The sequence below is a fragment of the Ectothiorhodospira shaposhnikovii genome (assembly GCF_022227765.1).
In the GTDB taxonomy this organism is placed as follows: domain Bacteria; phylum Pseudomonadota; class Gammaproteobacteria; order Ectothiorhodospirales; family Ectothiorhodospiraceae; genus Ectothiorhodospira.
Window position 1 is genome coordinate 49,333 of the sequence record NZ_JAJMLZ010000008.1, and the last position, 24,648, is coordinate 73,980.

Genomic DNA, 24,648 nt, shown 5'->3' on the forward strand with positions numbered 1-24,648 from the left:
GGACCAAGGCAGACCACGAGCGGGGAAAGACCATGGCTAACAGACCATCCAGCAGTTCCAGCGGGCGCCAGGCCGCCCTGGCGCGCCGCCAGGCCCTCTCCAGCCGGGGCAAGGGCAGCACGGGTGCCGCCCCTCGACCGGCGGCCCCACGGCCGGCGCCGGAACCGGCCGTGAGCCGGCCGGCACCCCGTGCCCGACTGTCCGCGCCGACGGCGACATCCCCCGCTCGTGGTCGTGCCACTGCCGCCCGCCCCGTGGTCGCCGAGGCTTCCGGTCGCGCCCAGGCACTGGCCCGCCGTGCCGCCCTGTCCCGGGCCGGCAAGCGGGCCGACACCTCCAGCGACCGGGTCCGGCAGGCCCCCGTGGCCGCCACGCCGGACACCGTTCAGCCGTCCACGGCCTCCGGTTGCCAGTGCGGCGGGCAATGCGGCCGCAACGACGAATCCGCCATACCCCGGACCGAGCGGACCGTGACCCGCAGTCATTCCCTCTCCCGTCGGAGCAGCGACCGTACCGGAAACGGCACCGCCCAGGACCGTCGCCGGAACGCACCGCGCCGCAATGCCCCGAACACCCAGCCGGCCGGACGCCTGCAGTCCCGGGCTCGGCGCGCCGCCCTGTCCACCCGGGGCAAGTCGGCCGCCGGCACCCCCGCCTCGGCGGCCAGCCTGGCCCGGCAGGCCAATCCCCGCCTGTCCGGGCGGGAACTGGCCCGCAGTGTGCGGGCCCAGCGCAGCCAGGGCGGTGCCATGGGTACCCGTCGCACCGCTCCGGCCGGACGCACCCGGCCCGGCCGGTCCGGACCGGCCCAGGATCAGCCCTGGAAGGTGGGGCTGTCGGAAACCGCCGCAGGCCAGTCGGTGACGGGTACCCGGGTGGGGCGTAGCCGCAGTGTGACCGGTGATGACTCGGGCACCTGCCGCGCCGTCACCGGCACTGAATACCTGGGTGCGGAGATCTTTCACGAATTCTGCCAGACCACCCCGCCCAACCGGCCGGAAAAGGTGCATGTCACCCGCACCGGTCAGGGCAGTCGGGTGACCGGCAACGAACTGGGCCGTGGCGCCCGGGTGACGGGCAACGAGCCGGGCACCTGCCGCCGTGTGACCGGGAACGAGTACGTCGGCCAGGAGCAGTACGAACAGTTCTGCGACACACCGCCGCCGGGACCGACCCAGCCACCCAAGGTGACCCATACCACCACCGCCCGGGGTCGCACCGTCTCCGGCAGCCTGCCCGGCCGCTCCCGTCAGGTGACCGGCGACGAACCGGGCACTTGTCAGGCGGTGACCGGCACGCCCTACACCAGCCCGGAACAGATCGCGGACTATTGCCCGCCCGAGGCCCAGGCCCGGATCGAGCAGCGGACTTCCCTGGCCGCCCAACCCGGTCAGCCGGATTTCCCGCAACCCCTGGAAACGACGCCGGGACAGGGTTTCACCGTCACCTCGCCGGCCCGTCAGGTAGAGCGTGAACGGCGCAGCGTGGGCGTAACCGGTACCCGCTATGACCAGCAGGGCGGTCGCATCACCGGCCCCTTCGACATGGCGGCGGACAAGATCACCGGTACCGATCAGGCCCGTCCGGAACGGCTGCCCGCCGCGCTGGGGGATCTGGACGCGGGTTTGCCGGAGGCGGCATCCACCGACTTTGATCCCCAGCCAGAAACACCCCGCCGTGCCCGTATCACCGGGGAAGGCCAGTCCAGCGGCAGCAAGATCACCGGCGATGACTGGGAACGGGGCGACCGGGTAACCGGCACCGAGGGCAGTTCCGCCCGCCGCCGCAATCCCACCCGGCCCGGTCTGATGGGTGCCATGCCGGCCGTCACCCACAAGCGTAACCAGGATGTGCCGCCGCCGGTGAGTCGCGTGACCGGCAGCAGCGGCAATACGGAAAAAGGATCACTGGTTACCTACTCAGGCGGCGCCCGGGGCTGACCCGCACGGACCCTGTCCCTTCAAAACCACTGAAACCACCACTGAAACCGACCCACACGAACCAGAGACCGACACACCATGCTCACCCGCCGCCGCTCACACCGTGACAGTCTGATCTGGGCCACTGCCCCGACGGTTCGTCGTCATGGCCGCGGCGCGGCATCCACCCAGCCCTCGCCGATCGCCCGGACGGAGCCGCCGTCCGAGGCGATGCCGGTGCGGGAAGCGCATCCCCGGCATGTGCATCGGGTTTCATCCCCGGCCGGGAACGGCCGGTCCCAGGCTCAGTTGCATCCCCTCACCGACAAGGCGGCCAACCACCGGCTCCAGGCCTACGAAACCGCGGTGAAGTCATCCTTCGACCGGATCCTGCCGCTGTTGCGGGAACTGGCCGGACTGCAGCGGGAAAAGGGCTTTGTCGGCAAGGCCCAGGCCCTGGCGGAACAGACCCTGGGATTCCGGCTGCCGGATCATCTGCTGGCGGATGCCTGGATCAAGGGACTGGATCTGCCCCGCCTCCACGCCGCCTGCCTGTTCGAGACCTACTGCCGCATGGCCGATGGTTTCTTTGCCCACGACCCGCTCAAGGGCCATGACACCCGGGCATTCAATACCTTCCTGCAAGGCTGTGGCTTTCACCTGATGGACGTCACGCCCTGTGCCGACGGTCGTCTGGCCCACGCCATCAGCTATGTGCTGCGCCTGCCCTTCGGCGCGGTCAGACGGCGCTCATCCGCCGGCGCCCTGTTCGACGTGGAGGACACGGTGAGCAAATGGGTGGAGGTGGAGCATGCCCGCTACCGGGCCGGCACGCCCAACACCGCCGATGCCCCGACCCGATATCTGAAGACGGTGATCTACCACTTCAGCTCCCGTCATCCCGCCCACGAAGGCTGCGCCGCCCACGGCTCCGACGATACGGCGGCGGCCCGGGCCGGTCTGGAACGTTTGCAGGCCTTCCGCCAGGCGGTGGAAAACGGATTCTGCTGCGGCGCCTCCGTCGCCCTGCTGCTCATCGGCCTGGACACGGATACCGATGCCCTGCGCATCCATGTCCCCGACGCCGGTGGGCACATGGACCTGCAATCGGGCCTGGATACCCGTGACATCTACCGTCAGACCCTGTCCATGACGCCGGAGGCCGCCCGCGGCCACATTCTGGAGCAGGTTCGCCGACACGCCCCCGCCTCACCCGACGAAGGCATGGTGAAGCTGATCGCCCATCTGGTGGAACACAACCTGTCCCAACTGGACTACGTGGACCGCCGTCACGGCGGTGCCTACCCGGACCAGGGCCACGCGGAGCGCTTCATGGGCGTGGGCATCGGTTTCGAGGAGATCCAGTTGCGCAACCTCACCTTCTTCGCCTACCTGCACACGGTGGAGGAAGGTGCCGCCGACCTGGATGTGGGATGCCGCATCCTGGGGGGACTCAATCATCCCCACGGCCTGCCCATCCCGGTGGTGATCCGATTCGACTACCACGGCCAGGTGCCCGGCGCCCGGGAGCGGGCCATCGCCCGCTGCCTGCAGGTGGACCGAGCCATGACCGAACGCTACGCCCCCCTCGTCCGGGACGGCCTGCTGCACCGCCTGCTGGTGGTGCGGGACTGTGACACCCGCGGCGGTCTGGAGCGGGTGGCCGCGTCCACGGACCCAAGCGGACAAGGAGGACACTGATGAAGATCTGTCAGGTGGAACGCCCGCTGGTATCCACCAACCGGATACCCGGCTTTGAACACAAGCACCTGCTGGTGGTGCGCGACGGCAGCTCCCGTCAGGTGGCGGTGGACTCCGTGGGCTGCATCCCCGGTGACTGGGTGATCTGCGTGGGCAGCTCGGCGGCCCGGGAGGCCGCCGGCAGCAAGGAGTTTCCCAGCGACCTGACCATCGTCGGCATCATCGACCGCTGGCCGCCGGAAAACGAAGCCGGCGGCGGGGAGTCGAGCTGATGGAAGTCCGGCAAGTGGTGGGGTCGGTGGTCTGTACACAGCGAATTCCGGGGCTGGCCCATGTGGATCTGCGTCTGGTGCGGGACCCCCAGGGCCGCCAGGCCGTGGCCACCGATCCGGTGGGTGCCCGCCCGGGTGACTGGGTGTTCCTGGTCAGTGGTTCCGCGGCCCGCTATGCCATGGGCAACGCGGACATCCTCACCGACCTGACCGTGGGCGGGGTGATTGATCAGTGGGAACCGGCATGACGGGGATTTTGACAACGATGATCCGAAACAACACAGGAGAGACACCATGAGTGGCGACAAATACGGCATTGCCCTGGGGATGATCGAGACCCGCGGCCTGGTCCCCGCCATCGAGGCGGCCGATGCCATGACCAAGGCCGCCGAGGTGCGGCTGATCGGGCGGGAGTTCGTCGGCGGCGGCTATGTGACCGTGCTGGTGCGCGGCGAGACCGGCGCGGTGAACGCCGCCGTGCGGGCCGGCGCCGATGCCTGCGAGCGGGTCGGTGACGGCCTGGTGGCCGCCCATATCATCGCCCGCCCCCACCGGGAGGTGGAGCTCATCCTGCCCGTGGGCGGCCCCAGCACCGAATGACCCGGCAATCGGGATGAACACACATCAAAGTGAATGATCGGAGAGACGAAGATGGCCAATGACAACTACGGTATCGCGCTTGGGATGATCGAGACCCGAGGCCTGGTGCCCGCCATCGAGGCGGCGGACGCCATGACCAAGGCCGCCGAGGTGCGGTTGATCGGACGGGAATTCGTGGGCGGCGGCTATGTGACCGTGCTGGTGCGCGGCGAGACCGGCGCGGTGAACGCCGCCGTGCGGGCCGGCGCCGATGCCTGCGAGCGGGTGGGTGACGGCCTGGTGGCCGCTCACATCATCGCCCGTCCCCACCGGGAAGTGGAGCCGATCCTGGGCAAGACCGGCGGTAGCGCCGCCTGACGATGATGGGACGTCCGGTGTCATCCGGCCGCATTCATCCCCGCATCCCCGGCTATCTCGGTCGCGCCCTGAGCCTTGAGTTTTCGGCGGTCCAGCAGTACATGACCCAGGCCTCGCTGGTGGAGGCCTGGGGCCTGCCGGAAGCCGCGGCACGGTTGCGCCGGGAGATGGTGGAGGAAATGCACCACGCCGACCGTCTCACCCAGCGCATGCTCGCGCTGGGGTTCGCCCCCGCTGCCTCCCAGCTGCGTCCGGCCCGCGCGGGCGGTGACCTGGCAGCCCTGCTGCGGGAAGATCTGCGCCTGGAACGGGAGATCATCGCGCTTTATCAGGATGCCGTGACGTGCTGCCGCCGTCTGGGTGACGCCGGCCACGAAGACTTCTTCGCCGCGCTGCTGGAAGAAGAGATCCATGGATTTCATGGACTGGAACAGTGGCTGGCGTCGCTGGCCCCGACACGGCATCATGATTTCGGAGATCGTGTCTATTTCTGAAGGAGAGCTGCCCATGCATCCCGACTGGACCCGCCGTGAACGCCCGTTGCGACTGGAGCGCCGTCTGGCTTTTCCGGACTACGAGGCCACACGCCGCTTTCTGGAACAGGCCGGGGCACTGTCGGAACAGGAAGGGGTGTACCCCGACATCAGTTTCGGACGCACCTATGTCAACATCACCCTGCATGCCGACGACAACGCCACCGAACTGAGCGACGAACAACGCCGTTTCGTCGACGCCCTGGATGCCTTCCAGCCCACGGACACCAACGAGGCGCACCCATGACCGAACCCAAGCACGAGCAATCACCGCCCACGGCTGGCGCAAAGCCCTCGGCCCCCGCCTCATCCGCCGATACGACCCGGGCCAATCCGGAAGTCACCCACACGCCCACGGCACAGGGTAGTCCGGCCACGGCCACGCCCCGGCGCCGTCGGAGCCCGGCCACGGCCGGCAAATCCGGCCCGTCCACCCGCAAGCCACAGCCCCGAACCGCCGACCCCGGATACCTTCCGGGCCGCCGGGTCTGGCCCGACTGAGTGACCCTCATGGACGAGCGACACGACACCGGCACGGAGGATGCGGGATCCCAGGATGAATCGCGCCAGCCGGACATGCCCAACCGGTTCATCCGCCACGCCAGCCTGCGGCAGTTGCAGATCCTGGAGGCCATCGTCCGGCTGGGCAGCTTCACCCGGGCCGCGGAAGAGCTGTTCCTGACCCAGCCCACCGTCTCCATGCAGATCAAGAAACTCTCCGAGACCGTGGGCGCGCCCCTGTTCATGCCGTCGGGACGCAACGTGGAACCCACCGAGGCAGGCCGGGAGGTCTATCAGGCCGTCAGGGGCATCCTGGACACCCTGGCGGACCTGGAAATACGTCTGGCGGATCTCAAGGGCCTCAAGCGGGGCCGGTTCCGCCTGGGCGTCATCACCACGGCCAAGTATTTCGCCCCGGAGATCCTTGGGGCCTTCTGCGAGACCTACCCCGGCATCGATGTCTCCCTCAAGGTCAGCAACCGTGACCGCATCATCGAACGGATGCTCAACCATGAGGACGACCTGTACATCTTCGGCGAACCGGACTCCATCGGCCTGTCCGTGGAGGCCACCTATCTGGCGCCCAACCCCCTGATCATTGTCGCCCGTGCCGACCATCCCCTTGTCGGGGAAAAGAACATCCCGCTGGAGCGGATCATCCAGGAGCGCTTCATCCTGCGCGAGCCGGGCTCGGGCATCCGGGATGCGGTAACCCGTCTGTTCGGCAAGCACGGCCTCAAGCCCAACGTGCGCATGGAACTGGGCAGTAACGAGGCCATCAAGCACGCCATCATCGCCGGCCTGGGAATCTCCACCCTGTCCCTGCACTCCCTGAACCTGGACGGCGGTGCCGGACGACTCACCATGCTGGATGTGGAAGGCTTCCCCATTCAGCGTGCCTGGTACCTGGTCCACCCCAAGGGACGGGACCTGTCACTGATCGCCCGGGCCTTCCTTGCCTTTGCCGTGGAACGGGAGGCCGAGATTCAGGCCTCGCTGGATCGGACCGATGCGGCCTTGCGCCTTTCCAGTCCGTCCGCCTGAGCCCCGACGCCGCCGGCGTGACACCGGCGGTCCCGACCGCTGTGTCCTTGGCTCAAGAGCCCTGCCATCGCTGGTGTTATCATGCATAAAATCAAGACCGGCGACCCAGAACATGCAGGTGCACACCTACCCCATCGAGGAACGCATCCAGTGGCTGATCAACCTGTCCCGCAAGCATTCGGAACTGTTCTGTAGCCCGGCGGCCTCTCTCGCCCGGGATCGCTATCTGGCACGGCATTCCACCCGCATCGCCGTGCTCAAATGCATGGACGGGCGCATTCACATCCCCCACGCCACCCGCACCCCGCTGGGCATCATCCGCCCTTTCCGCAACCTGGGCGGACGCTTTGATCTGGGCTGGCCCTTTCTGGGCAAGCTGATCGCAGAGATGGCGCAGGATGCGGCTTCCGCCGGGCATCGGGTGCTGCTGATGATCACCTATCACCTATCCCGGGGCGATTGTTCGCGGGGCTGTGCCGGTTTCGGCTACGACACCGAGGCCGCCATCGCCCACACCCATCAGATTCGTGCTCAGGCAGAGGCCCTGTTCGGCCGTGACCGGCAGCAGGTGTACCCGCTGGTCTGCGGCTTCGAGACCGATAGCGATGCCCTGATCATCCACGGTGACCGGGACGAGGTGCTGGATATCAGCCGTCTGGAGACGGAGAATGCCGCGGATCTGGAAGGTCTTCTGATGCCGGTCTGTCCCGACATGCCGACGGAAGTGCGGCGGGATCTGTTGCCCCTGCTGGAGGGTAACCTGGCCCATGTACAGTCCCTGCGGGGCGTGCCCCGGGAGCTGGACATCCAGCATCGGGAATGGGCCATCTGCGTCGGCCGGGGGTTCGACTTCCTGCACGTACCCAACACGGCCCTGATCATCGGCCCCTACAGCCCGGATCTGTCCACCCCCGTGCACAAGGCCGCGGGGATCATCGAGGACAACATGGCTGCGGGACGGATACCCGATGACGGCTTCATGCTGCTGACCTCGGCGCCCTATGAGGAGATCGGCCCGGACCGGGCGCGGGCCATGCTGGAATCCCGCTTCCTCACGGATTTTGCCCGCGAGGTCATTCGCAAGGATTTCCCTGATCTGGCCCGCCGCATGGTGCCCCACACGGCGGTGGTGAACTGGCGTACTCGCGGGCTGGAACTGCTGGATTAAAGTCCGTGGACCTTGAGTTTCGCCCTGAGGGTATTGCGAGAGATGCCCAGTTCTTCCGAGATCCGGCTGCGATTGCCCTCGAAGGCCTCCAGCAGACTGCGCAGGGTCAGGGCCTCGAATTCCTCCAGCAGGTGCCGCACCTGCCCCCCGGCCACCGCCCGCTTCACCAGTGATTCCAATCCACCACCCGATCCGACCTCGTGACCGGCCGGGCACTCGCCCGCCGCCCCGACGACGAAGGGAAAGCCGGTGATGCCGCCGACACGGGTTCGCACCGCGGCCTGATAGACGAGATTCTTCAATTCCCGCACATTCCCGGGCCAGTGATAACTCAGGGCAGCCGCCTCCGCCTCCTCGGAGACCTCGGTGATCTTGAGACCCAGACGCAGATTGGCCTCAGCCACGAAGGCACGTACCAGGGAACGGATGTCGTCGGGCCGCTCACGCAGGGGCGGGATGCTGATGGGGAACTGGGCCAGGCGATAATACAGGTCGCGCCGGAACCGTCCGGCCTCCACCTCGGCCAGCAGATTCCGGTTGGTGGCGGCAATGATGCGCACATCGGCGGAACGGGCGGATGCATCCCCCAAGCGGTGAAAATGCTTGTCTTCCAGAAAGCGCAGCAGCTTCGCCTGGAAGGTGGGCGACATGTCGCCGATCTCATCCAGCAGCAAGGTGCCTCCTTCCGCCGCCTCGATCTTGCCGATGCCGTCATTGACGGCGTTGGTATAGGCCCCGCGGGCATGGCCGAACAGTTCCGCTTCCAGCAGACCTTCGGGGATGGCGGTGCAGTTGATGGCCACGTAGGGACCGCCGGCCCGGGCGGAGTGACGGTGAATACAGTAAGCAGAGACCTCCTTCCCCACCCCGGTCTCGCCGGTAAGCAGGACGTTCAGGTCATTGGAGGCCGCCACCCCGAGTTGCTTGAAAACCTCCACCATCTTGGGAGAGGAGCCGAGGATCGAGGGACAGTCCTCCCGGATGACCTCGTCCACATGGGCGCTCAGGCTGCTGAGACGGGCCTGCTCCAGGGCGGCCATCAGCCGATCGGTATCCAGTGGCTCGGGCAGAACATCCAGCGCCCCCATCCGGGTGGCCTGCACCACCTGCTCCGGTAGCAGACGATCCCCCACCAGGATCACGGACCGGGTGTTGCCGCTGTCATGCAGGGCCTGCAGTACCGGCAGTCCCGGGGCCCGGGTACCGCTTTCCCGTACCAGCAGAACCTCCGCGGACTCACTCACGGGGCCGACGACCTCTTGCGTCGGTCGATGCTCGCATGCCAGTCCCTGTGCCGTGAGAAGTCGTTCCACTGCCTTGCCTTGAGCACTGCAGTCCCAGCCGATCAGAATGACATTGCCGCTCATGGTGTCCACTCTTCTCTCCTCGCCCCAGGTCGCATGTCGGCCGTTTTTCTCAAGGCGCCGGGTACATGGCCCGGCACTCTTTCGGCCTTTGATTATTGTCAAATGTGATGGACATATAACCACAAATAAAATGACTGTCAAGTTACAGGGTCTTTATGCCGGCCCGGGATGCCACCTCCAGCACCAGGAAATCCGTGGAAAAACGCCAAAAAAAACCCCTCCCTGGAAAAATCATTGGGAGGGGTCAAAAGGACGAACACCTGTCATGGCCGGGGGACTGAAAGCCCCCCGGTCATCCCATCACCGAGGCCGAATGTCATGGACCTGGCTGATGTCCGCGTCACCGCCGGGACCGTGGCAGGTCAGGCAGTTTTCGCCGCCAGGATCCAGGTTGTTGATACCGGCGGACATGGAACCACCCCGGGGCTGGATATGGTTCTCAAACCAGTCCGGATTGGTGTGGCAGGAGGTACAGACCGAGGCAATCGGGCTGAACTTCCGGTGCTGCTCCAGGTTATTCAGCTCGTTATCGGCACCGAAGGCCACCGCACCGGCATTGGCGAAGTTGCCGGTCTCCCAGTCGAAGCTGCGATGGGTGGAACCAATCACCCCCTCGGCCAACGGCAGCTTGTAACTGTCGTTGACGTGGCAGGTATTGCAGTTGGCAATGCTGCCCGGGAAGTGATGGGCGTTCTCCCACTGACCATCCTCATCTCCCCGCGGAGCCGGACCGCCGAATACCAGGGCACGCAGCTGGATGCCGTCCGCCCCCATGTTGGCCCTGTGGATGTGATGGATCATGCGCTTGAAGTCCTTGGACTCCTCAAGCTTGCCATCGAATTGCCCCTCCACGCCCCGGCGTGCCGCATGGGAAATGTCCGTATTGTTGGGATTGTGGCAATGGACGCAAAGCTCCGGGTTGTTGCGGCGGTTGCCTCCGTGCTTGGCGAAACGGATATGGCAGGACCGGCAGGTGTCCTCCACATCCACCACCTGACGCCGAGGCGTCGGAACCGCGTTGCCGATGGCAAAGGTGGTCACCCGATGCAGGGCGTTGACGATGGGCGTGCGGCTGTCATCCCAGACGCTATCCACCGCACCCAGGGCATCCAGCGGCACCACCTGATGCTGCACCGCAATGGAGCCGGTGCCGTTTTCGGGCATGGTGTCGATGATGGAGGACACATCCAGGGTCACCGTGTAATACCCGCTCCCCGTGGGTCCGGCAATGGTGATGTTGCTGCCCGAGCCACTGGTCCAGCAACCGGCATTACAACCAAAGTCCGTGGTACGACCCGGCCAGTTGTTATTGACGTCGCTGGAGTGGGTGAAGTCGGCAAAACCTTCCTCGCGCCAGCCCATGACGAAGCCCAGGGAGAAGGTGGCATTGACGTCGTGTCTCAGGTAGACGTTCTTGGCGTCATCCCGCACCCGCAGGCGGAAGGTCACGGTCTCGGCGGCCGGATCCAGGGTGGCCGGTTCCAGCTCGATCCGGAGCTGGTCCTGGCGAATGCCCGCCCGGGTGAAACTCAGGTGGGCCCGGGTCACGCGAACCCGGTTGTTGCCGCCCTGCTCGATCCCCCGCAACCCGATGTTGGCGGCATCGCCGACAGGGGTCTGGTTGTGACAGCCGCCACAGTTCCCAGTGACAAACAGGGAACTACCCAAGGCGCCGGCCAGGGTGCCGTCACCCTGCCATCCGGTATCCGGATTGAACCCGGTCCGGTGGCCGCTGCGCCAGTCTCCCCTCGGCCCTTCGGTTGAGGCCCCAAAACGCTGGGCCAGCAGAGCCGGCAGGGTCTCATCCGGATGAACGCCACCCGGCAGCGCCACGTCGGCATCGGAGAAGTTGTACCAGAACACGTTGTCGTGGCAGGCGGCGCAGGCCTCTACGGTACGGGTGGGACCCCACCAGTTGTCACCGTCCGGGGTCACCCTCGCCAGCTTCTGCTTGGCCAACAGATCCTCGCCGCCGGCGATCAGCACCAGCTCGTCCCGGGTCTCCTGACCCATGTGACACTTCACGCAATTGTCGATGCCGAAGGAGGCCTGACGCGGGATCGGGTTGCCATTCGGCAGGACGCCGTGGGAGGCATAGTTGCCCACATGACCGATGTTGCCATTGTCATGCACGGCCTGAGGGAATCGCAGCTTGCTGAAGTCGTTGTTGCGGATGAAATAGGGCACACCGGCACGCACGCTGGGCAGTGACTGTCCCCGATGGATTTTGTGCACCATCTGCTTGAAGTCGATGCTGCGGCCGCTGACCGGGTCCACGCTGCCCGGGTTGTGACAGGTGACGCAGTACTGGGGCTCCACCCGGTTGCCGCCATGCTTGCGCAGGGTGCCGTCGTGGCAGGTGTTGCAGCTGTCGAGGGAAATCATGTCCCGGGTGGCATCCACCCCATGGGTGGGACGCTCGCCGGTGGCCGGGATGAAGTCATACCAGGCGTTGGCCACCAGGCCGCCTCCCAGCTGCATGCCCACCCGGTGGGTCCAGTCGTCGTTGTATTCCACCGTATAGGTCAGGGTATTGCCACTGCCCTCGATGCGAACCCCCCGGGGCAGCGTGGTGCCATCCGCCCAGGAACAGCGGATGGCCGCGCCCAGCTCAGTCTCTGCCTGACGGCGATCGGAGAATTCATGGCTATCATGAGAGCCATCTTCCACGCAGCGCCACAGCTGGCCCACGTTCTCGCCGGTGATGGTCCGGCTGGCCTGATTCACATTGAGATTGTAGGTGTAGCGATACTCGCCGTTGCCCAGATTCTCCAGGGTACCGTTGTTCTCGATATTCCCCTGAATGGCATTGCCGAACATGGGTGCCCCGGTGGGATTGTTCTCCGAGACCGCCAGCATCCACCCGGAATCGGGCACCGGACGCTCCCGGGTGATGTAGTTCACCCAGTCATAGCCCTGACCATACCGGCTCCTGGGGGCCAGCTTGGCAAAGGTGAAACTGGCCGCGGACAGGTCGGTGATGGGCGCACCCCGTCCATCCAGCAGGGTGAATTCCACCACCGGATGCCCCTCATTGTTGACCTGTGCGCTAGTGATGCGCAGATCCGGGCCGGCGGCCGAATCACCCGGCAGCGCCGGCAGACCACCACCGCCACCACCGCCGCCGGTGGTGGTTTCGTCAAAACCACTGTCGCTGGCCAGACAGCCCGTCAGCACCAGGGCCAGCAGGGTGACCAGGGCCAGATGCATGCCGTTCCTCACGACGACATTCATGCGGCCATGAGACCGACCTTGCCCCACCTCACTGAGAGTGACCGGGGGTGAAGATCCCCCACCGGTGAAGTATTCCATTTTCGATCGTCTGATTCGTGCCATGCTCCCCACCTCCAGGTTGATTCGCCGTGGACGCTCGCAGCGATTCCGGCACCAGGCCGAACATCGCTCATCCATATCGCCCAACCCATCGAATTAATTATTTTAAAATCAATAATCTAGAATCGATAACGCAACGTGCCCGCGATCAGGTGCGAGGTGTAATCCGGGCTTTCCTGATCCAGCAGGATGAGGTTGCCGACACCGGTCACGCCCACGCCATCCAGAGCCCAGTCCTTTTCCCGGTAACGCTCCACCATGTAGCGCAAACGGAAATCCAGGTTCTGGCGCAGTCGGTAATCGCCGTAGAGGCTGAATTGGGTCAGGCGTGCCTCCAGGCTGGGATAGACGCCGTTGCCGAGCTCGGACCTCACCCGGGCACGGCCCGAGCTTTCGATATGAATCAGCTCGGTCCCCAGGGTCAGCTTGCCCGGGCGAACCACGTATTCACCGCCCAGGCCCAGGGTCAGGGAGTCCTCATCCCGCTGCGAACGCCAGAACTCGCCGCCGGGACGGGTCGGGGTCGGTGCCCGGAAACCGTCCTGATCCGCCTTGACGTTCTCGTAGGCATAAAAGGCAAAGGCAGTCATCCGGTCAGTGGGGACATAGGAGACATCCATGGCCCAGATCTGGCGCTCGGCGGACTGCAGTCCCAGTTCGGAACGTGAATAGTCATCGTCGATCCACTGCACCCGTGGCGTGAATTGCAGCCGGCCATTGGCCTGGAAGGTGGCCAGCAGGGTGATGCTCTGACGGTCACGATCCGCCAGGTAGTACTTGCGCAGGGCTTCGGGTGCCGTGTCCCGCTCCCAGTTGGAACCCCGCTGTTCGGCATACTGGAATTCAGCGCTGAGGGTGGTGCGTGGAATCGCCCGGGTGCGAATGCCGGCCTTGTAGGCGGTTTCATCCGTGCGTTCCCGGTCATCGAAGGTCCGTTCCCGCTCGTCCCTGACCACCCCCAGATTTAGATAGGTCCGATCCTGCACCCGGTAGCTGGCATCCACGTGATAGCGGTGCTGGGTGGAACTGACCGGACGTGAAGACCAGGTCCGTCCGTTGTGTTCCACGTCATAGGCGGAGGTGCGGTTGTCACGGTCGTCGTAGCGATACCCCGCGCGTAGGTTCAGCCGCTCGTGGGGACGGCCGCTGGCCCGCAGATTCACCAAGGTGGTGTTGATCTGACCGTCCAGGGATGAAGGCAGCCCCGCGAACGCCTCCACGAACCGCTCATCCTGGGTCATTCTGCCCAGGGCCACGTCGGCACCGACCCGGGCGGTGCTGTCGGTGAAGGTATAACCGATGGAACCGGTGATCTGATGAAACTGATTGTCCGGTTCCAGCGCCACCGTGCGGCTCGGTGCGTTGTCCCAGTTGGCCACCGTGGCGTCGGGGACCTCCAGGCTCTGGCCGTCACGCTGGGAGAAGACGGACAGGTGATACCCCAGCCGTCCTTGCAACTGTTCACCGTCGTAGGTGATATCGGCTTCGAAGCGCGTGGTCTCGTAGTCCACCGGCACCGGTACCACGGCGGATCGCTGCAACGCCCAGAAGTAGTCGTTGTTCACGCCCCGGGCAATGAGGCCGTCCTTGCGGTCGTAATGCACCGCCGTGCTGGCCCGCCAGCGGGTATCCAGATTGACCCGCCCCCCCACGCTCAGACGCTGACGGTGGGCGCCCAGATCCACATCTCTCAGGAAATCCTCGGCCGTTGCGGCCCCGCCGCCGGCCGGCAGGCTCAGATTTCCCGACCCGGTCCCACGGTAAGGCGTGCCCACGTCCCGATACTGATAGCTGGGCATTTCCTGGTAATAGAGGAAGGTGCTGTAGCGTCCCCGTTCGCCGGCATCCAGTTTCAAGCCGCGGGAATCCAGTCCGAGGTTGCGGCCTTCCAGCCGCCAGTAGCGGTTGGTGTCACCGTCATGGGGATCCAGCCCGCGCAGCAGGAACCCCAGATCCAGGAACACACCGGCCTGATCGACGCCGGTAAAGCGTCCCAGCCGGAAGGAATCCTCGCTCAGATAACCGACGCCGGCCCGGATCTCCTTTCTCACGATCTGGTTTGATCCCTCCTGGGCGGCCAGGGTCAACGGCGTGGCCAGACCCACGGCGCAGACCGTGGTGGTCAAGAGTGATTTCGACATTCTGCTCATGATTCTCTCCTCGCACCTCATCCACCGGCAGTTGCCGGTGACGGTTGGCCTCATTCCTTGAACACGAAGCCACGGGGATGGTTGGAACCGTGGACCTGGCTATGGCAGTTCAGGCAGCTGCGACCCTGCACCCGGAAGTCCATCCGCGCCCCGGTGAGTGCCACGTCGGAATGGGAACCCAGGTGGCACTGCTGACACAGCATGGGGGGACGGCTGACCAGCATCGGCCGGTGGATGGAACCGTGGGGGTCGTGGCAGGTGGTGCAGGCCTCCCGGGCCGGGTTGTGTTCCCACAGGAAGGGTCCCCGCTTTTCGGCATGGCAGTTGTAGCAAGTCTCATTCACCGTATGGCCGATCAGCTTGCTGGGGCCGGGCGTGCCATGGGGGTTGTGGCAGTCGGTACACTGCATGAGGCCTTCAGGGACCGGATGATGGGAGGGCTTGCCGAAATCGGCGCGACGATCCAGATGGCAGGCACCGCACACCTCAAGCTGGGTATCGGCCTTGAGCAGTCTTGGGCGCTCATTGTGCATGGCATGGCAGTTGACGCAGGCCAGACCGGAGAATTCATGGGTACTGCCGTGCCAGTGGCGACGGGCGCCCTCCTCATGACAGCTCAGGCAGGGCTGGTTCATGCGCTCGGCGGATTCCTTCTCCGGATTGAAGAAGATTTCCATCCCCGCCCCATGACAGCGATTGCACATGCCCTGGGCAAACGGCGTGCGCTCATCCGCGAAGTTGGCGTGGGGTGTCCTGAAGATACGCTGCACGTGTTCCTGGATACGGGCGGAGCGGTCCACCTCCAGCTTGGGCACCTTGTCAACACCCCGCACGGGCCGCTCGGGATCCCCACCCACCGCCCAGGCGGGCGCCACGGGTACCAGCACCATCGCCAGTGCAATGCCGAATACGAGTAACCAATGCCTCATCACAACCCCCTCTGGTTTGCCCCTGTTTGTTATTGCGCAGGCCCTGTGCAGACCTGGAGGTCAGCATCGACTGCTGGATGGTGGGGCAAGGTTCGCCAGCCTGCTGATGCAGGATGCGGGCCAACAAAAAAACCATATGTAAATCGTTGATTCTTATGTTGACCCCCGGGTTGAAACGATCATGGCCGGTGGTTAAAAACAGATCGACCAACGCCGGGCTGGTAAAAAATCTTCCAGCACCCCACCCTTCAGCCCGAATGGAGTCAAGGCCGTCAATAGGCGCGGTCATCGGCGATGACGTGAGCAGGTTATGATCATCTTGCGCAGAGAATGAACAGCACCGGCGCATTCGATCCCCCAGGATTCGGGGACAAGTGCGCACCCGGCATCAACGCCGGGCACCCCGACAACCCCCGGCATCGATCGCTAAAACCATTGAGATCACAAGCTTTTATGCGCACATAAACCAAGAACGGAACGGGGTGTCCGTCGTCGGGGCATCACGCCCATGAAGTGATGCAAGCAGGATGGCACGCTCTCTGCAGAAGGTCTCGACGCTGTCAGCACACGACAAAAGCGAGATAGAGGAGAACAGCAACATGAGTGACAAGAATGCTTCCATGCAGCGTCGCCGGTTCCTGAAAATGAGTGCGGCCGGTGCCGCGGTCACCATCCTGCCCCTGTCATGGCACACAGCCCTGGCGGCAGAACGCCTGGATCCGAACAGCGCACAGGCAAAGGCCATGAGCTATGTGGAGAATGCTTCGGATTCCACCCACAGTGCCTATAAGGAAGGCCATAACTGCGCCAACTGCCTGATGTTCAGCGATCCATCCCAGGCGGAATGGGGACCTTGCGCCGTCTTCCCCGGCAAACTGGTGGCGGCCGGCGGGTGGTGCAACGCATGGGTGACCCGTGGCTGAGCGGCTGCGCTGCCGACCAAAAGCTGTCAGATCCAACAAAAAAATGAGAACTCTTCCCAAAAAATCAGGCCAGGGACTTGATCCTTGAACAACGCCGGGAAATGATTCTCTTCGATCCCAGAGGCAAGGACGCCCCCCATGTTCACGGCTGCCGGTGGCGCCTCCGATCAGGAGGTCCATTACTTTGACGACACGGAAGTTCTCACCATCTTTCGAGGGGGTAGCCTGTCCTGGCGCACCCAGAACCCGGGGCTCCTGGGCATGGCGGCCCTGGACAATGGCAGTATCGGCATTGCCCAGGGCCTGCCCGTCTTCCCCTCTCTGGAACAAGGCCGGCGGGCACTCAAGGCCTGGCTCGGAGGACGGGAAACCGCGCATCTGACGCTGGCCGGCCTCTATCGCCGCATTGATCCCGACTGGACACTACCGGAGACCTCCACGCCGGATGGCGGGCGAACAAGCCGTTGTCCACGGACCGGCCTGGGTGGTGATGTCCTGCTGGGCAGGCTGAACCCGGGAGACATTCGAGCCATCGCCGATGCTGTTGAAGCTCACATCGGTCTGATTCCGGGCACCATCCTCACCCGCCCACTCAGTTCGGGAGAACCTGAGTCCGGTCACGCGGGAGGCGACTCACCCCGGACTTCCGGTAACCGGAACATCGCCATCAACGGTCGCAGCGCGGTCCATGCCGGCTCGGAAGGCATCCTCACCACCATCGACGTCTGCCGCACCCGCATCGGCAAAAAGTGCAAACCCATCCCGTACATGAATGTGGCCGAGAGCATGGATGCCGTCGGCACCGCCGGCAGCATCCTCATCAATGGTCACCCCGCCTGCCACCTGGATTCACGGTTTTCCAGAAGTCGAGGCGACGAAGCCGGTCACTGCGGTGGCCTTCGCTCCGGTACCCGGCAGGGTCATGCGGAGTTTCTGACCGCTTCCGGCAATGTCTTTTTCGAAGGACGCCCGGCCGTCCGGCAATTCGACCAGATGGTTTCCAATTGCCGCAACACACCGCCGGCACCCTTGATGCAGCCAGGCTGCGCACCCCCGCCTGAAATCGATCTCGAGATACTGCAGGCACCGCCTGTCGAGGAATCTCCTTACGCCCTGCGTCTGGACATCGATCTGGATCGCGCCGAAGGAAAAGGACTGCTGATCGAATTGACAACCCAGGGTTCCACCCAGCGACACATGGAAGCCTACCCCGAACCGGAACCCGGTCACCGAGGCCATCATCGGATGATCTTCACCGGGCTCGAAGAAGCGCCTGTCGACCTCGTATTGCGGCTGGATGATCCCTTTCACGGCATCTACCGGGTTCCGCTGGCCAGTGGAGTCATGCCGCGGAAAAGGAACCTTGCAGGTGACCCGGAACTCAGGGTGCATCGCCACCACCATCAGTTTGCCGCTATCGTCCTGCATCGGGCACTGGACCTGGATCAGCGGGAAACCGCCCCGATACGTCCCGGATGCCGGGTTTACCTCTTTCGTGACGGACATCTCTGGCGGGAACTGGAAGCCGGCCCCGAGGGCAGTTGGTTTGAAGTCAACCTGACTCAATGGCAGGGCCAGGACGAGCGGCCTGCGCACTGTCCTCTGGGCGCGAGAATACTCCTACCCCACTACGTGGCAGGACATCTCCATGAATATCACCTGGCCATGAGCGAGATCCCCTGGCACTGGGAACGGATCGAGGGTTTTGGGGGGATGGCGTGGGGGGATTTGAGGAATCAATCCTCATCAATATCAATGAACACAAATAAGCCTAACCGTAATGATTCGATTGTGGCAGAAAGGTTTCAACCTCTATGTTTAGGCAGAGATAGCGCAAGGTCGGGTCGCCTTGGATATAACGCAGAACATGGAGGGCAACCACGTAGACATTTTCAGCTGCAAGACGACAGAAATGACATGCTCACATTACGAGACGCCTCCAGCTGTCTTATAGCAATATTTCAAGACCCCTTGCAGATGACAAGAGATTTAAAAAATCAACTAGACGAGCAACTAACCACACTAGAAAAAATTGAAGAATCCGCCACAAAAGGAGAAATAGCACTTGGAAGACTGATCCAGAAAATGATAGAGAAAAACCCAGAACTAACAAAAGTAGCGGACACCATAAGAATAAAAAGAAGACTTACCGAGCTGGATCAAATAACAACCAGATCCAACAACATAAAAAACTCAACAGAAAGAAAATTAGCAAAAACACTAAACTCAATAGAGTTTAAAAGATCCATGGAGGATTTTACCAGCAGCAATAACCCGGAGACACGTGCCATAGGGATATTGCACTGGGGATATGCGGTTTTTGAAAATGAGTCTCAAGAATCTCTGGGCTATCTATATAAAATAGCGATAGGAGAGACAGAGGAAATCCCAGTTATCAATGGCAAGGATAGCGAAGCAAGATCAATCCTATACACCTGGCTTGAAAACGAAGAAAGACTAAAAACAAAAAGCAAACCCTTAGAAAGCCTAAAGGAAATTGACCGATTAAAGTTAATCACATTCTCCGCAGGCGCCATTGAAGGCATATTACAGGCACTGACAGAAGCCACGCTGAACATAAACACTGAAACACCAGAGAAAGGAATTCAAGAAACAGCAGAAATGCTAAGCAGGATAACAAAAGTAAGGCTTGAAATAACAAAAACCAAACTAGAAGAAATCAATAGCACAAACATAATCGGACAGACAATAATTCAGTCCAAAAAAATAAAATTACCGAAACCACCAAAAATAATCGACCCAGTACACTACATCCAGATCAGCCAAAATATTACATCCAGCCCACACTACAGAGCAACTGCAAACTCCATAAAAATACCAATAATCACAGCAAACATCTTCAGCGCTGCAAGCAATCCAAAAAATGCAACACTTGAAGAACAGCTAAATCTAGCCTCAGCAATATCAGCGCTTGCATTATTCTCAATAAATGAAATACAAGCAGAGAAAGCAATAAAAAACTCTGCCAGAAGAGATTACTATAATGGACTGCTCCGAAAAACGAGTAGATTAATAAATCGTGGAGCAGGACTAATAGAGTCTGCAACTGGCATTATCGCCATTAAAAATGGAATAAAATCTAAAAATATGGGCCAAGTCTTCGGAGGGTCATTAATATTCATCTCAGGAGCGATAACTTTTCTTACCCCAGCAGGACCTGGACTACTAATACTTACGGCACTAGCCATTGGCGCATTAGGCCAGACAGCAATAATGGCTAGCACAAGAAGCGAGACACAAAAAGCAATAATAACAAGCCATTTCGGGAAAACACCAAGAACAAAAAACCCAAAAGACATCAAGAAAGAAATCGAAAATATCATAATATCAACAATCAACATAGAATTAACAATAACAATCCACGACATCAAATCAAACCAGATAAAAAACCTCAAAAGAAAAACAAATAAAACCCAAGAAGACCTATTTAAAATTTACAGAAAAACAAAAAAACTAGGGCCCGAAGACAAGGTTATCATAGAAATCACAATATCCACTCCACACAACCTAATAGAGCTCAAAAACATAAAAGGAAGCATAACACTCAACCACAAAAACATTAATAAAAAAATCACGGAAAAAACAAAATCCAGGACAGAAAATTCAGAAAATAAACAGAAAACTCACTTCTACCTAGAGGCCAAAAGAAAAGAAATAATACACGGAATCAAAGCAAACATAGATGTCGCCTTACCTGGAATAGAAAATTATAAAATAATAAATATTGAGAAAAAATGGCCAAGCAGTAATATTTTCAGGTAAATCAATAACAAGGCGAGTGAAGTGGGCCGCCAAACACAGCTAACAGGGAGTGAGAAAACATGGGAATAGCAAGATCAACCGTAAAATCCCCACTAATAGAAACATTTAAAAGATCTGACATAAAAATATCAAAAGAAAAGAACACCTCACCCCTCTCAGAAAAAACTATCGAAAAAACAAAAAAAAATGAAATAGAAAATCCAGCCCCAGCCAAGCATCATGGGGATCTATTAATATATGGAGATAACTACTGGAGCCAAACTGTAGACACGATCGCCACGACAATATTGCTAATTGGAGCAGTTATGCCAATATCAGCCATTTTTTACGGCATAAACTTATGGATGATATGGCTAACACTACTAATACCCATAGGCCTTATTTTATTTAAATTAACTGAAAAAACGAAGCACAACAGATTCGTAATCTTTGACAAAAAAAATCAAATCGTCCACATCCCGAAACTGCTATCAAAAAGACAAGACACTGTAAACTGGAGCGACACATCATTCTTAATTCACGACATTCATAATCCAGTTAAGCCAACAAAATACGAAGAAACACACCTAAGCATCATAAGACCACCAGCCGACTTAATTACCAACGGAGCGCCAAGCGCCTACCTGACATACAAACTAATAAACATATCAGACTGCCTGGAAAACAAATACACAGCGGAAGAAGCAGAAGAAATTTACTGCTACATATTAAGATTCATGGAAAACAAAGACCAAAATCACCAAGAAGATGCGCAAGCAAAAAAGAACGCGCCTATAAATATCAATTCTGAAGACTGGCAATGGTCACTACTAAAAACTGAAAAACTACCAAAAGAACCCAACTGGATACGCCACCCAGACGGCAGATGGGAGAGAATTGGGCCCGGAACTGTTATCAGGAAAACCCTTTTTGATAGCATTTTAAAAAACAAAAAGATGGATAAAGACATCATTTGACAAATTCAACTCAACATCAGGCAATCCAACATCAGGGAAAAAAGCCCCCTCCCTGCCGTCATTCCCGCGAAAGCGGGAATCCTAAATTCCTAATCAGTTCCTGGATTCCCGCTTTCGCGGGAATGACGTATTCAAACTATGCCTTATCCAAGGTTTCAAGCAGGCAGACCGGTTTCCACATCAAATATTCAAATGGAGCGCAAAAAAAAGAAGCACTCTGAAATTCACTTCAGAGCGCTTCTCGTTGACCTGCCTTGACTTATTACCAATCCAGCAATTCAATCACTTGACTTTTCAAGGCTTTTATTTTCCTCTAAATCAAACATCCATACCGGCCAAATTGTATATATTTAATTAGCGAATTATTAAACCGGCGACCATTCACATCCATCGCGCCTCCAGTAAGTTACTGATTTTGCTGAAAGTAGACACGAAATAAAGTGATTTGTTTGATTGCCGCGTTAATAAAAATCAAGGCTGAGCGGCCAGATACGCTTCCATGGTTTCCGCATCTACCGCACGGACAGTGCTGCCCAATGGACCGACGCCGATACGTGCCACATGGTTGCCACTCTTCTCCTGTCCAGGCTTAAGTACCCACAGACGCCCATCCTTCGCCTCTACCTGGAATCCGGGCTTGGCGGCCAGATATTCCAGCGCGGTATCACGGTCCACGGCACGCACTGTCATCCCCTGGGGACCCGCACCGATCAGGGCCACGTGCTCACCACTTTTTTCCTGGCCCGGCTTGAGCACCCACAAACGGCCATCCGACGCCTCCACCCTGAATCCAGGGCGATCAAAGGGGCCCTTCATGTCAGCCTGTTGTGACAACCCCTGAGCCATCGGGGACTTTTCCGGCGCAGTCTGGCAACCCGTCACGCCCAGCACCAGCACAAGACCTGCGAGCAGGAGGGGAAATTTCGGTTTCATTACAATCATTCCTCACAGTCAGCCATTGTCGAGATGAGATTCGATAAGCAAAACACGCTCATGCTATGCATTCACGATGACAATTTGCTGACAATGCCGTGTCTTTGTAAAAGTTCACGCGCCTGTCATGCCCGCATGGTATTCACGGGTGGATGCGTGGAAATGGCCACGCGCGATACAGGTTCTCCAACCCATGACTCAGCGCCCCGCCTCGGCAACCCCGGATGCCTCTCTGGCAGACCTCAATACCTTGACGGATGCCATGCTCAAGCTCAGGAGCGAGGTGGTGTCCGGCGCTGAACAGCGGCTGAAGAAATTTCATCCCGATTGCCCGGACATCATTCCCTTTTCCGCCCGCAATCTGGCCCAGTATCTGGCATTGAGGGCAATAGACCTGCGCCCCTTGCAGACATGCCTGGCAAGACAGGGGCTCTCTTCCCTGGGGCGCACGGAAGCCCATGTCATGGCCAGCATCAATCAGGTGCTGCGGGTACTGACCCGGCTCACCCACCGCAACCATGAAGCCGATCCCGAACCCGCAGGGATCGATTTCGAACGGGGTCAGCACACGCTCAAGGAAAATGCCGACCATCTGTTCGGAACCCCGCCGGCCGGAAGGCAGGTGCGCATCATGGTCACACTGCCCAGGGAAGCCGCCCTGCATGAGGATCTGGTGCAGAAACTGATGGAAACCGGCATGGACTGCGCCCGCATCAACTGCGCCCATGATGATCCGGAAGTCTGGTCCGCCATGATCCGCCACCTGCGCGCCGCCGAGCGAAGACTGAACTCCCGCTGTACGATCCTGATGGATCTGGCGGGTCACAAGCTACGCACCGGTCCCTTGGCCCATCGTCCGCCGGTTTCTCATGTCAAACCACGGCGCAACCTGCTTGGCAGGGTGATGCAACCAGCGCAGATCATCCTGAATCCCGCGAACGGGACGCTGATGACTGTGGGTGAGGGTGTGTATCAATATCTGCTGCCGGCTCCTTGTCTGGATCGCATGCAGGCCGGTGACCGACTGGTTTTTGAAGATACCCGGGGCAAGAAGCGCCGGATGAGCATCGTGCAGACACTGGACCATGGCGGTCGGCTGGCCACCCTGGACCGCGGCGCCTATTTCACCCAGTCCACCCATTTCGTTCATGAACGCCGTAACAGTATGGGTGACTGGCAGGAGATACAGACACTGCAACTGGACTGGCCCGCGCTGGAACCCGTCACGATCCGACTGTTCAAGGATGATCTGCTGCACCTGACTCGCACCCAGACCCCGGGACAACCGGCAACGGTGGACGACAGGGGGCAATGTCTGCTGCCCGCACATATTGCCTGTACCACGCCCGAGGCATTGGCGACCCTGGAGGCGGGACAAAAAGTCTGGATCGATGACGGCAAGATTGGCGGTACGGTGGATCACCTCACTGACGACGGCGTCATGATCCGCATCACCCATTGCCGTCCCCAGGGACATCGCCTGCGGCCGGACAGGGGCATCAATTTCCCCGGCGCCTCGCTGAACCTGCCCGGCCTGAGTCCGCAGGATCTCGAACACCTGGGTTTCGTGGCAGCCCACGCGGATCTGGTGGGTTATTCCTTCGTCGAATCCCGGCAGGACATGATGCTGCTCATGGATGAACTGGCCCGGCGAGGAGGCTCGGGCCTGGGCATCGTGGCCAAGATCGAGACCTGCCGAGCCGTGGAGAATCTGCCGGAGATCATCCTGGCCACCTTGGGGCGCCACCGCTTGGGGGTGATGATCGCTCGCGGCGATCTGGCGGTGGAGATCGGGGGAGAACGTCTGGCGGAGATACAGGAAGAGATCCTGTGGCTCTGCGAAGCGGCCCATGTGCCGGTGATCTGGGCCACCCAGGTATTGGAAAGCCTGGCCAAGGAAGGCCTGATCTCGCGGCCGGAGTTGACGGACGCCGCCATGGCGGGACGGGCCGAATGCGTCATGCTCAACAAGGGTCCCTATATCCTGGACGCCCTTCAGACCCTGGACAGCATCCTGGTGCGGATGCAGGCCCATCAGCACAAGAAGACCGCCCAGCTCCGGGCTCTGCGGCTGGCCGGCTAGACCGCCATAAATATCAAAAATGAATCGATAAGTTACATTTTATTCTTTTTTGACCATCCGCAATCCTTGCTACTGTACCTCCAACGACGAATGGAG

General features: G+C 60.6%; 21 protein-coding genes and 1 pseudogene. 16 read left to right on the forward strand and 6 right to left on the reverse strand.

Annotated features, from left to right (window positions below; genetic code table 11):
• The first annotated feature begins 32 nt into the window (after window positions 1-32).
• The 11 genes from LQD11_RS11910 (at window position 33) to LQD11_RS11960 (ending at window position 8,095) form a co-directional block, all read left to right on the forward strand.
• The gene (locus LQD11_RS11910; protein ID WP_238617743.1) at window positions 33-1,940 is read left to right on the forward strand and encodes a CsoS2 family carboxysome shell protein; all 1,908 of its coding nucleotides are present in this window, start codon (window positions 33-35) and stop codon (window positions 1,938-1,940) included.
• Window positions 1,941-2,018: 78 nt separating this feature from the next.
• A complete protein-coding gene (locus tag LQD11_RS11915; RefSeq protein ID WP_238617744.1) occupies window positions 2,019-3,620 on the forward strand; it encodes a carboxysome shell carbonic anhydrase in 1,602 nt (533 codons plus the stop codon).
• On the forward strand, window positions 3,620-3,892 hold the full coding sequence (locus tag LQD11_RS11920) for an alpha-carboxysome shell vertex protein CsoS4 (RefSeq protein ID WP_200171834.1): 273 nt from the start codon (window positions 3,620-3,622) through the stop codon (window positions 3,890-3,892). The genes LQD11_RS11915 and LQD11_RS11920 overlap by 1 nt, the downstream gene beginning before the upstream one ends.
• Window positions 3,892-4,140, forward strand: a complete 249-nt coding sequence (locus tag LQD11_RS11925; RefSeq protein ID WP_238617745.1) for a carboxysome peptide B — start codon at window positions 3,892-3,894, stop codon at window positions 4,138-4,140. Before LQD11_RS11920 ends, LQD11_RS11925 begins: the two co-directional genes overlap by 1 nt.
• A gap of 46 nt (window positions 4,141-4,186) precedes the next feature.
• Window positions 4,187-4,492 (forward strand): alpha-carboxysome major shell protein CsoS1, encoded by a 306-nt coding sequence (locus LQD11_RS11930; protein ID WP_238617746.1) that lies wholly within the window; start codon window positions 4,187-4,189, stop codon window positions 4,490-4,492.
• Window positions 4,493-4,543: 51 nt separating this feature from the next.
• Window positions 4,544-4,849 carry an alpha-carboxysome major shell protein CsoS1 gene (locus LQD11_RS11935; protein ID WP_200171838.1) on the forward strand — a complete coding sequence of 102 codons (306 nt, stop codon included), beginning with the start codon at window positions 4,544-4,546 and terminating at the stop codon, window positions 4,847-4,849.
• A 2-nt stretch (window positions 4,850-4,851) separates the two neighbouring features.
• Entirely contained in the window at window positions 4,852-5,343 is a 492-nt protein-coding gene (locus tag LQD11_RS11940; protein WP_238617747.1) for a ferritin-like domain-containing protein, read from the forward strand.
• Window positions 5,344-5,356: 13 nt separating this feature from the next.
• Entirely contained in the window at window positions 5,357-5,629 is a 273-nt protein-coding gene (locus LQD11_RS11945; RefSeq protein ID WP_238617748.1) for a 4a-hydroxytetrahydrobiopterin dehydratase, read from the forward strand.
• Window positions 5,626-5,883, forward strand: coding sequence for a hypothetical protein (locus tag LQD11_RS11950; RefSeq protein WP_238617749.1), 258 nt, complete (start codon window positions 5,626-5,628; stop codon window positions 5,881-5,883). Before LQD11_RS11945 ends, LQD11_RS11950 begins: the two co-directional genes overlap by 4 nt.
• A 75-nt stretch (window positions 5,884-5,958) precedes the next feature.
• Window positions 5,959-6,927: a LysR family transcriptional regulator gene (locus tag LQD11_RS11955; protein ID WP_238617868.1), complete on the forward strand. Its 969-nt coding sequence runs from the start codon at window positions 5,959-5,961 to the stop codon at window positions 6,925-6,927.
• A 112-nt stretch (window positions 6,928-7,039) separates the two neighbouring features.
• Window positions 7,040-8,095: a carboxysome shell carbonic anhydrase gene (locus tag LQD11_RS11960; RefSeq protein WP_238617750.1), complete on the forward strand. Its 1,056-nt coding sequence runs from the start codon at window positions 7,040-7,042 to the stop codon at window positions 8,093-8,095.
• On the opposite strand, the gene LQD11_RS11965 is transcribed toward LQD11_RS11960, so the two are convergent.
• From LQD11_RS11965 to LQD11_RS11980, 4 genes are all read right to left on the reverse strand, one after another.
• On the reverse strand, window positions 8,092-9,462 hold the full coding sequence (locus tag LQD11_RS11965) for a sigma-54-dependent transcriptional regulator (RefSeq protein ID WP_238617869.1): 1,371 nt from the start codon (window positions 9,460-9,462) through the stop codon (window positions 8,092-8,094). The genes LQD11_RS11960 and LQD11_RS11965 overlap by 4 nt on opposite strands.
• 300 nt (window positions 9,463-9,762) lie before the next feature.
• Window positions 9,763-12,696, reverse strand: a complete 2,934-nt coding sequence (locus tag LQD11_RS11970) for an OmcA/MtrC family decaheme c-type cytochrome (RefSeq protein WP_238617751.1) — start codon at window positions 12,694-12,696, stop codon at window positions 9,763-9,765.
• 218 nt (window positions 12,697-12,914) lie between these two features.
• Window positions 12,915-14,945: an MtrB/PioB family decaheme-associated outer membrane protein gene (locus tag LQD11_RS11975; RefSeq protein ID WP_238617752.1), complete on the reverse strand. Its 2,031-nt coding sequence runs from the start codon at window positions 14,943-14,945 to the stop codon at window positions 12,915-12,917.
• 50 nt (window positions 14,946-14,995) lie between these two features.
• Window positions 14,996-15,874 carry a DmsE family decaheme c-type cytochrome gene (locus LQD11_RS11980; RefSeq protein ID WP_238617753.1) on the reverse strand — a complete coding sequence of 293 codons (879 nt, stop codon included), beginning with the start codon at window positions 15,872-15,874 and terminating at the stop codon, window positions 14,996-14,998.
• Window positions 15,875-16,473: 599 nt separating this feature from the next.
• Here LQD11_RS11980 and LQD11_RS11985 point away from each other — a divergent pair.
• Window positions 16,474-16,797, forward strand: coding sequence for a high-potential iron-sulfur protein (locus tag LQD11_RS11985; protein WP_238617754.1), 324 nt, complete (start codon window positions 16,474-16,476; stop codon window positions 16,795-16,797).
• Window positions 16,798-17,430: 633 nt separating this feature from the next.
• Here LQD11_RS11985 and LQD11_RS11990 read toward each other — a convergent pair.
• Window positions 17,431-17,628 (reverse strand): hypothetical protein, encoded by a 198-nt coding sequence (locus tag LQD11_RS11990; protein ID WP_238617755.1) that lies wholly within the window; start codon window positions 17,626-17,628, stop codon window positions 17,431-17,433.
• Here LQD11_RS11990 and LQD11_RS15765 point away from each other — a divergent pair.
• The 3 genes and pseudogenes from LQD11_RS15765 to LQD11_RS12005 form a co-directional block, all read left to right on the forward strand.
• Window positions 17,566-17,757: pseudogene (locus LQD11_RS15765) on the forward strand (PAAR-like domain-containing protein); the annotation flags it as partial. The gene LQD11_RS11990 and the pseudogene LQD11_RS15765 overlap by 63 nt on opposite strands.
• A 705-nt stretch (window positions 17,758-18,462) precedes the next feature.
• Complete coding sequence (locus LQD11_RS12000; protein ID WP_238617757.1) at window positions 18,463-20,580, forward strand: hypothetical protein; 2,118 nt, start codon at window positions 18,463-18,465, stop codon at window positions 20,578-20,580.
• Between the two features lie 59 nt (window positions 20,581-20,639).
• Entirely contained in the window at window positions 20,640-21,536 is an 897-nt protein-coding gene (locus LQD11_RS12005) for a hypothetical protein (RefSeq protein ID WP_238617758.1), read from the forward strand.
• 471 nt (window positions 21,537-22,007) lie between these two features.
• On the opposite strand, the gene LQD11_RS12010 is transcribed toward LQD11_RS12005, so the two are convergent.
• Window positions 22,008-22,469, reverse strand: a complete 462-nt coding sequence (locus LQD11_RS12010) for a hypothetical protein (RefSeq protein ID WP_238617759.1) — start codon at window positions 22,467-22,469, stop codon at window positions 22,008-22,010.
• A 193-nt stretch (window positions 22,470-22,662) separates the two neighbouring features.
• Between LQD11_RS12010 and LQD11_RS12015 the strand changes: the two genes are divergently transcribed.
• Window positions 22,663-24,552 (forward strand): pyruvate kinase, encoded by a 1,890-nt coding sequence (locus LQD11_RS12015; RefSeq protein ID WP_238617760.1) that lies wholly within the window; start codon window positions 22,663-22,665, stop codon window positions 24,550-24,552.
• Window positions 24,553-24,648: the final 96 nt, after the last annotated feature.

Coding starts and splice junctions, on each gene's coding strand:
- LQD11_RS11910 (WP_238617743.1), top strand. CDS start 33: ATGGCTAACAGACCATCCAGCAGTTCCAGCGGGCGCCAGGCCGCCCTG.
- LQD11_RS11915 (WP_238617744.1), top strand. CDS start 2,019: ATGCTCACCCGCCGCCGCTCACACCGTGACAGTCTGATCTGGGCCACT.
- LQD11_RS11920 (WP_200171834.1), top strand. CDS start 3,620: ATGAAGATCTGTCAGGTGGAACGCCCGCTGGTATCCACCAACCGGATA.
- LQD11_RS11925 (WP_238617745.1), top strand. CDS start 3,892: ATGGAAGTCCGGCAAGTGGTGGGGTCGGTGGTCTGTACACAGCGAATT.
- LQD11_RS11930 (WP_238617746.1), top strand. CDS start 4,187: ATGAGTGGCGACAAATACGGCATTGCCCTGGGGATGATCGAGACCCGC.
- LQD11_RS11935 (WP_200171838.1), top strand. CDS start 4,544: ATGGCCAATGACAACTACGGTATCGCGCTTGGGATGATCGAGACCCGA.
- LQD11_RS11940 (WP_238617747.1), top strand. CDS start 4,852: ATGATGGGACGTCCGGTGTCATCCGGCCGCATTCATCCCCGCATCCCC.
- LQD11_RS11945 (WP_238617748.1), top strand. CDS start 5,357: ATGCATCCCGACTGGACCCGCCGTGAACGCCCGTTGCGACTGGAGCGC.
- LQD11_RS11950 (WP_238617749.1), top strand. CDS start 5,626: ATGACCGAACCCAAGCACGAGCAATCACCGCCCACGGCTGGCGCAAAG.
- LQD11_RS11955 (WP_238617868.1), top strand. CDS start 5,959: ATGCCCAACCGGTTCATCCGCCACGCCAGCCTGCGGCAGTTGCAGATC.
- LQD11_RS11960 (WP_238617750.1), top strand. CDS start 7,040: ATGCAGGTGCACACCTACCCCATCGAGGAACGCATCCAGTGGCTGATC.
- LQD11_RS11965 (WP_238617869.1), bottom strand. CDS start 9,462: ATGAGCGGCAATGTCATTCTGATCGGCTGGGACTGCAGTGCTCAAGGC.
- LQD11_RS11970 (WP_238617751.1), bottom strand. CDS start 12,696: ATGAATGTCGTCGTGAGGAACGGCATGCATCTGGCCCTGGTCACCCTG.
- LQD11_RS11975 (WP_238617752.1), bottom strand. CDS start 14,945: ATGAGCAGAATGTCGAAATCACTCTTGACCACCACGGTCTGCGCCGTG.
- LQD11_RS11980 (WP_238617753.1), bottom strand. CDS start 15,874: ATGAGGCATTGGTTACTCGTATTCGGCATTGCACTGGCGATGGTGCTG.
- LQD11_RS11985 (WP_238617754.1), top strand. CDS start 16,474: ATGAGTGACAAGAATGCTTCCATGCAGCGTCGCCGGTTCCTGAAAATG.
- LQD11_RS12000 (WP_238617757.1), top strand. CDS start 18,463: ATGAGCGAGATCCCCTGGCACTGGGAACGGATCGAGGGTTTTGGGGGG.
- LQD11_RS12005 (WP_238617758.1), top strand. CDS start 20,640: ATGGGAATAGCAAGATCAACCGTAAAATCCCCACTAATAGAAACATTT.
- LQD11_RS12010 (WP_238617759.1), bottom strand. CDS start 22,469: ATGAAACCGAAATTTCCCCTCCTGCTCGCAGGTCTTGTGCTGGTGCTG.
- LQD11_RS12015 (WP_238617760.1), top strand. CDS start 22,663: ATGACTCAGCGCCCCGCCTCGGCAACCCCGGATGCCTCTCTGGCAGAC.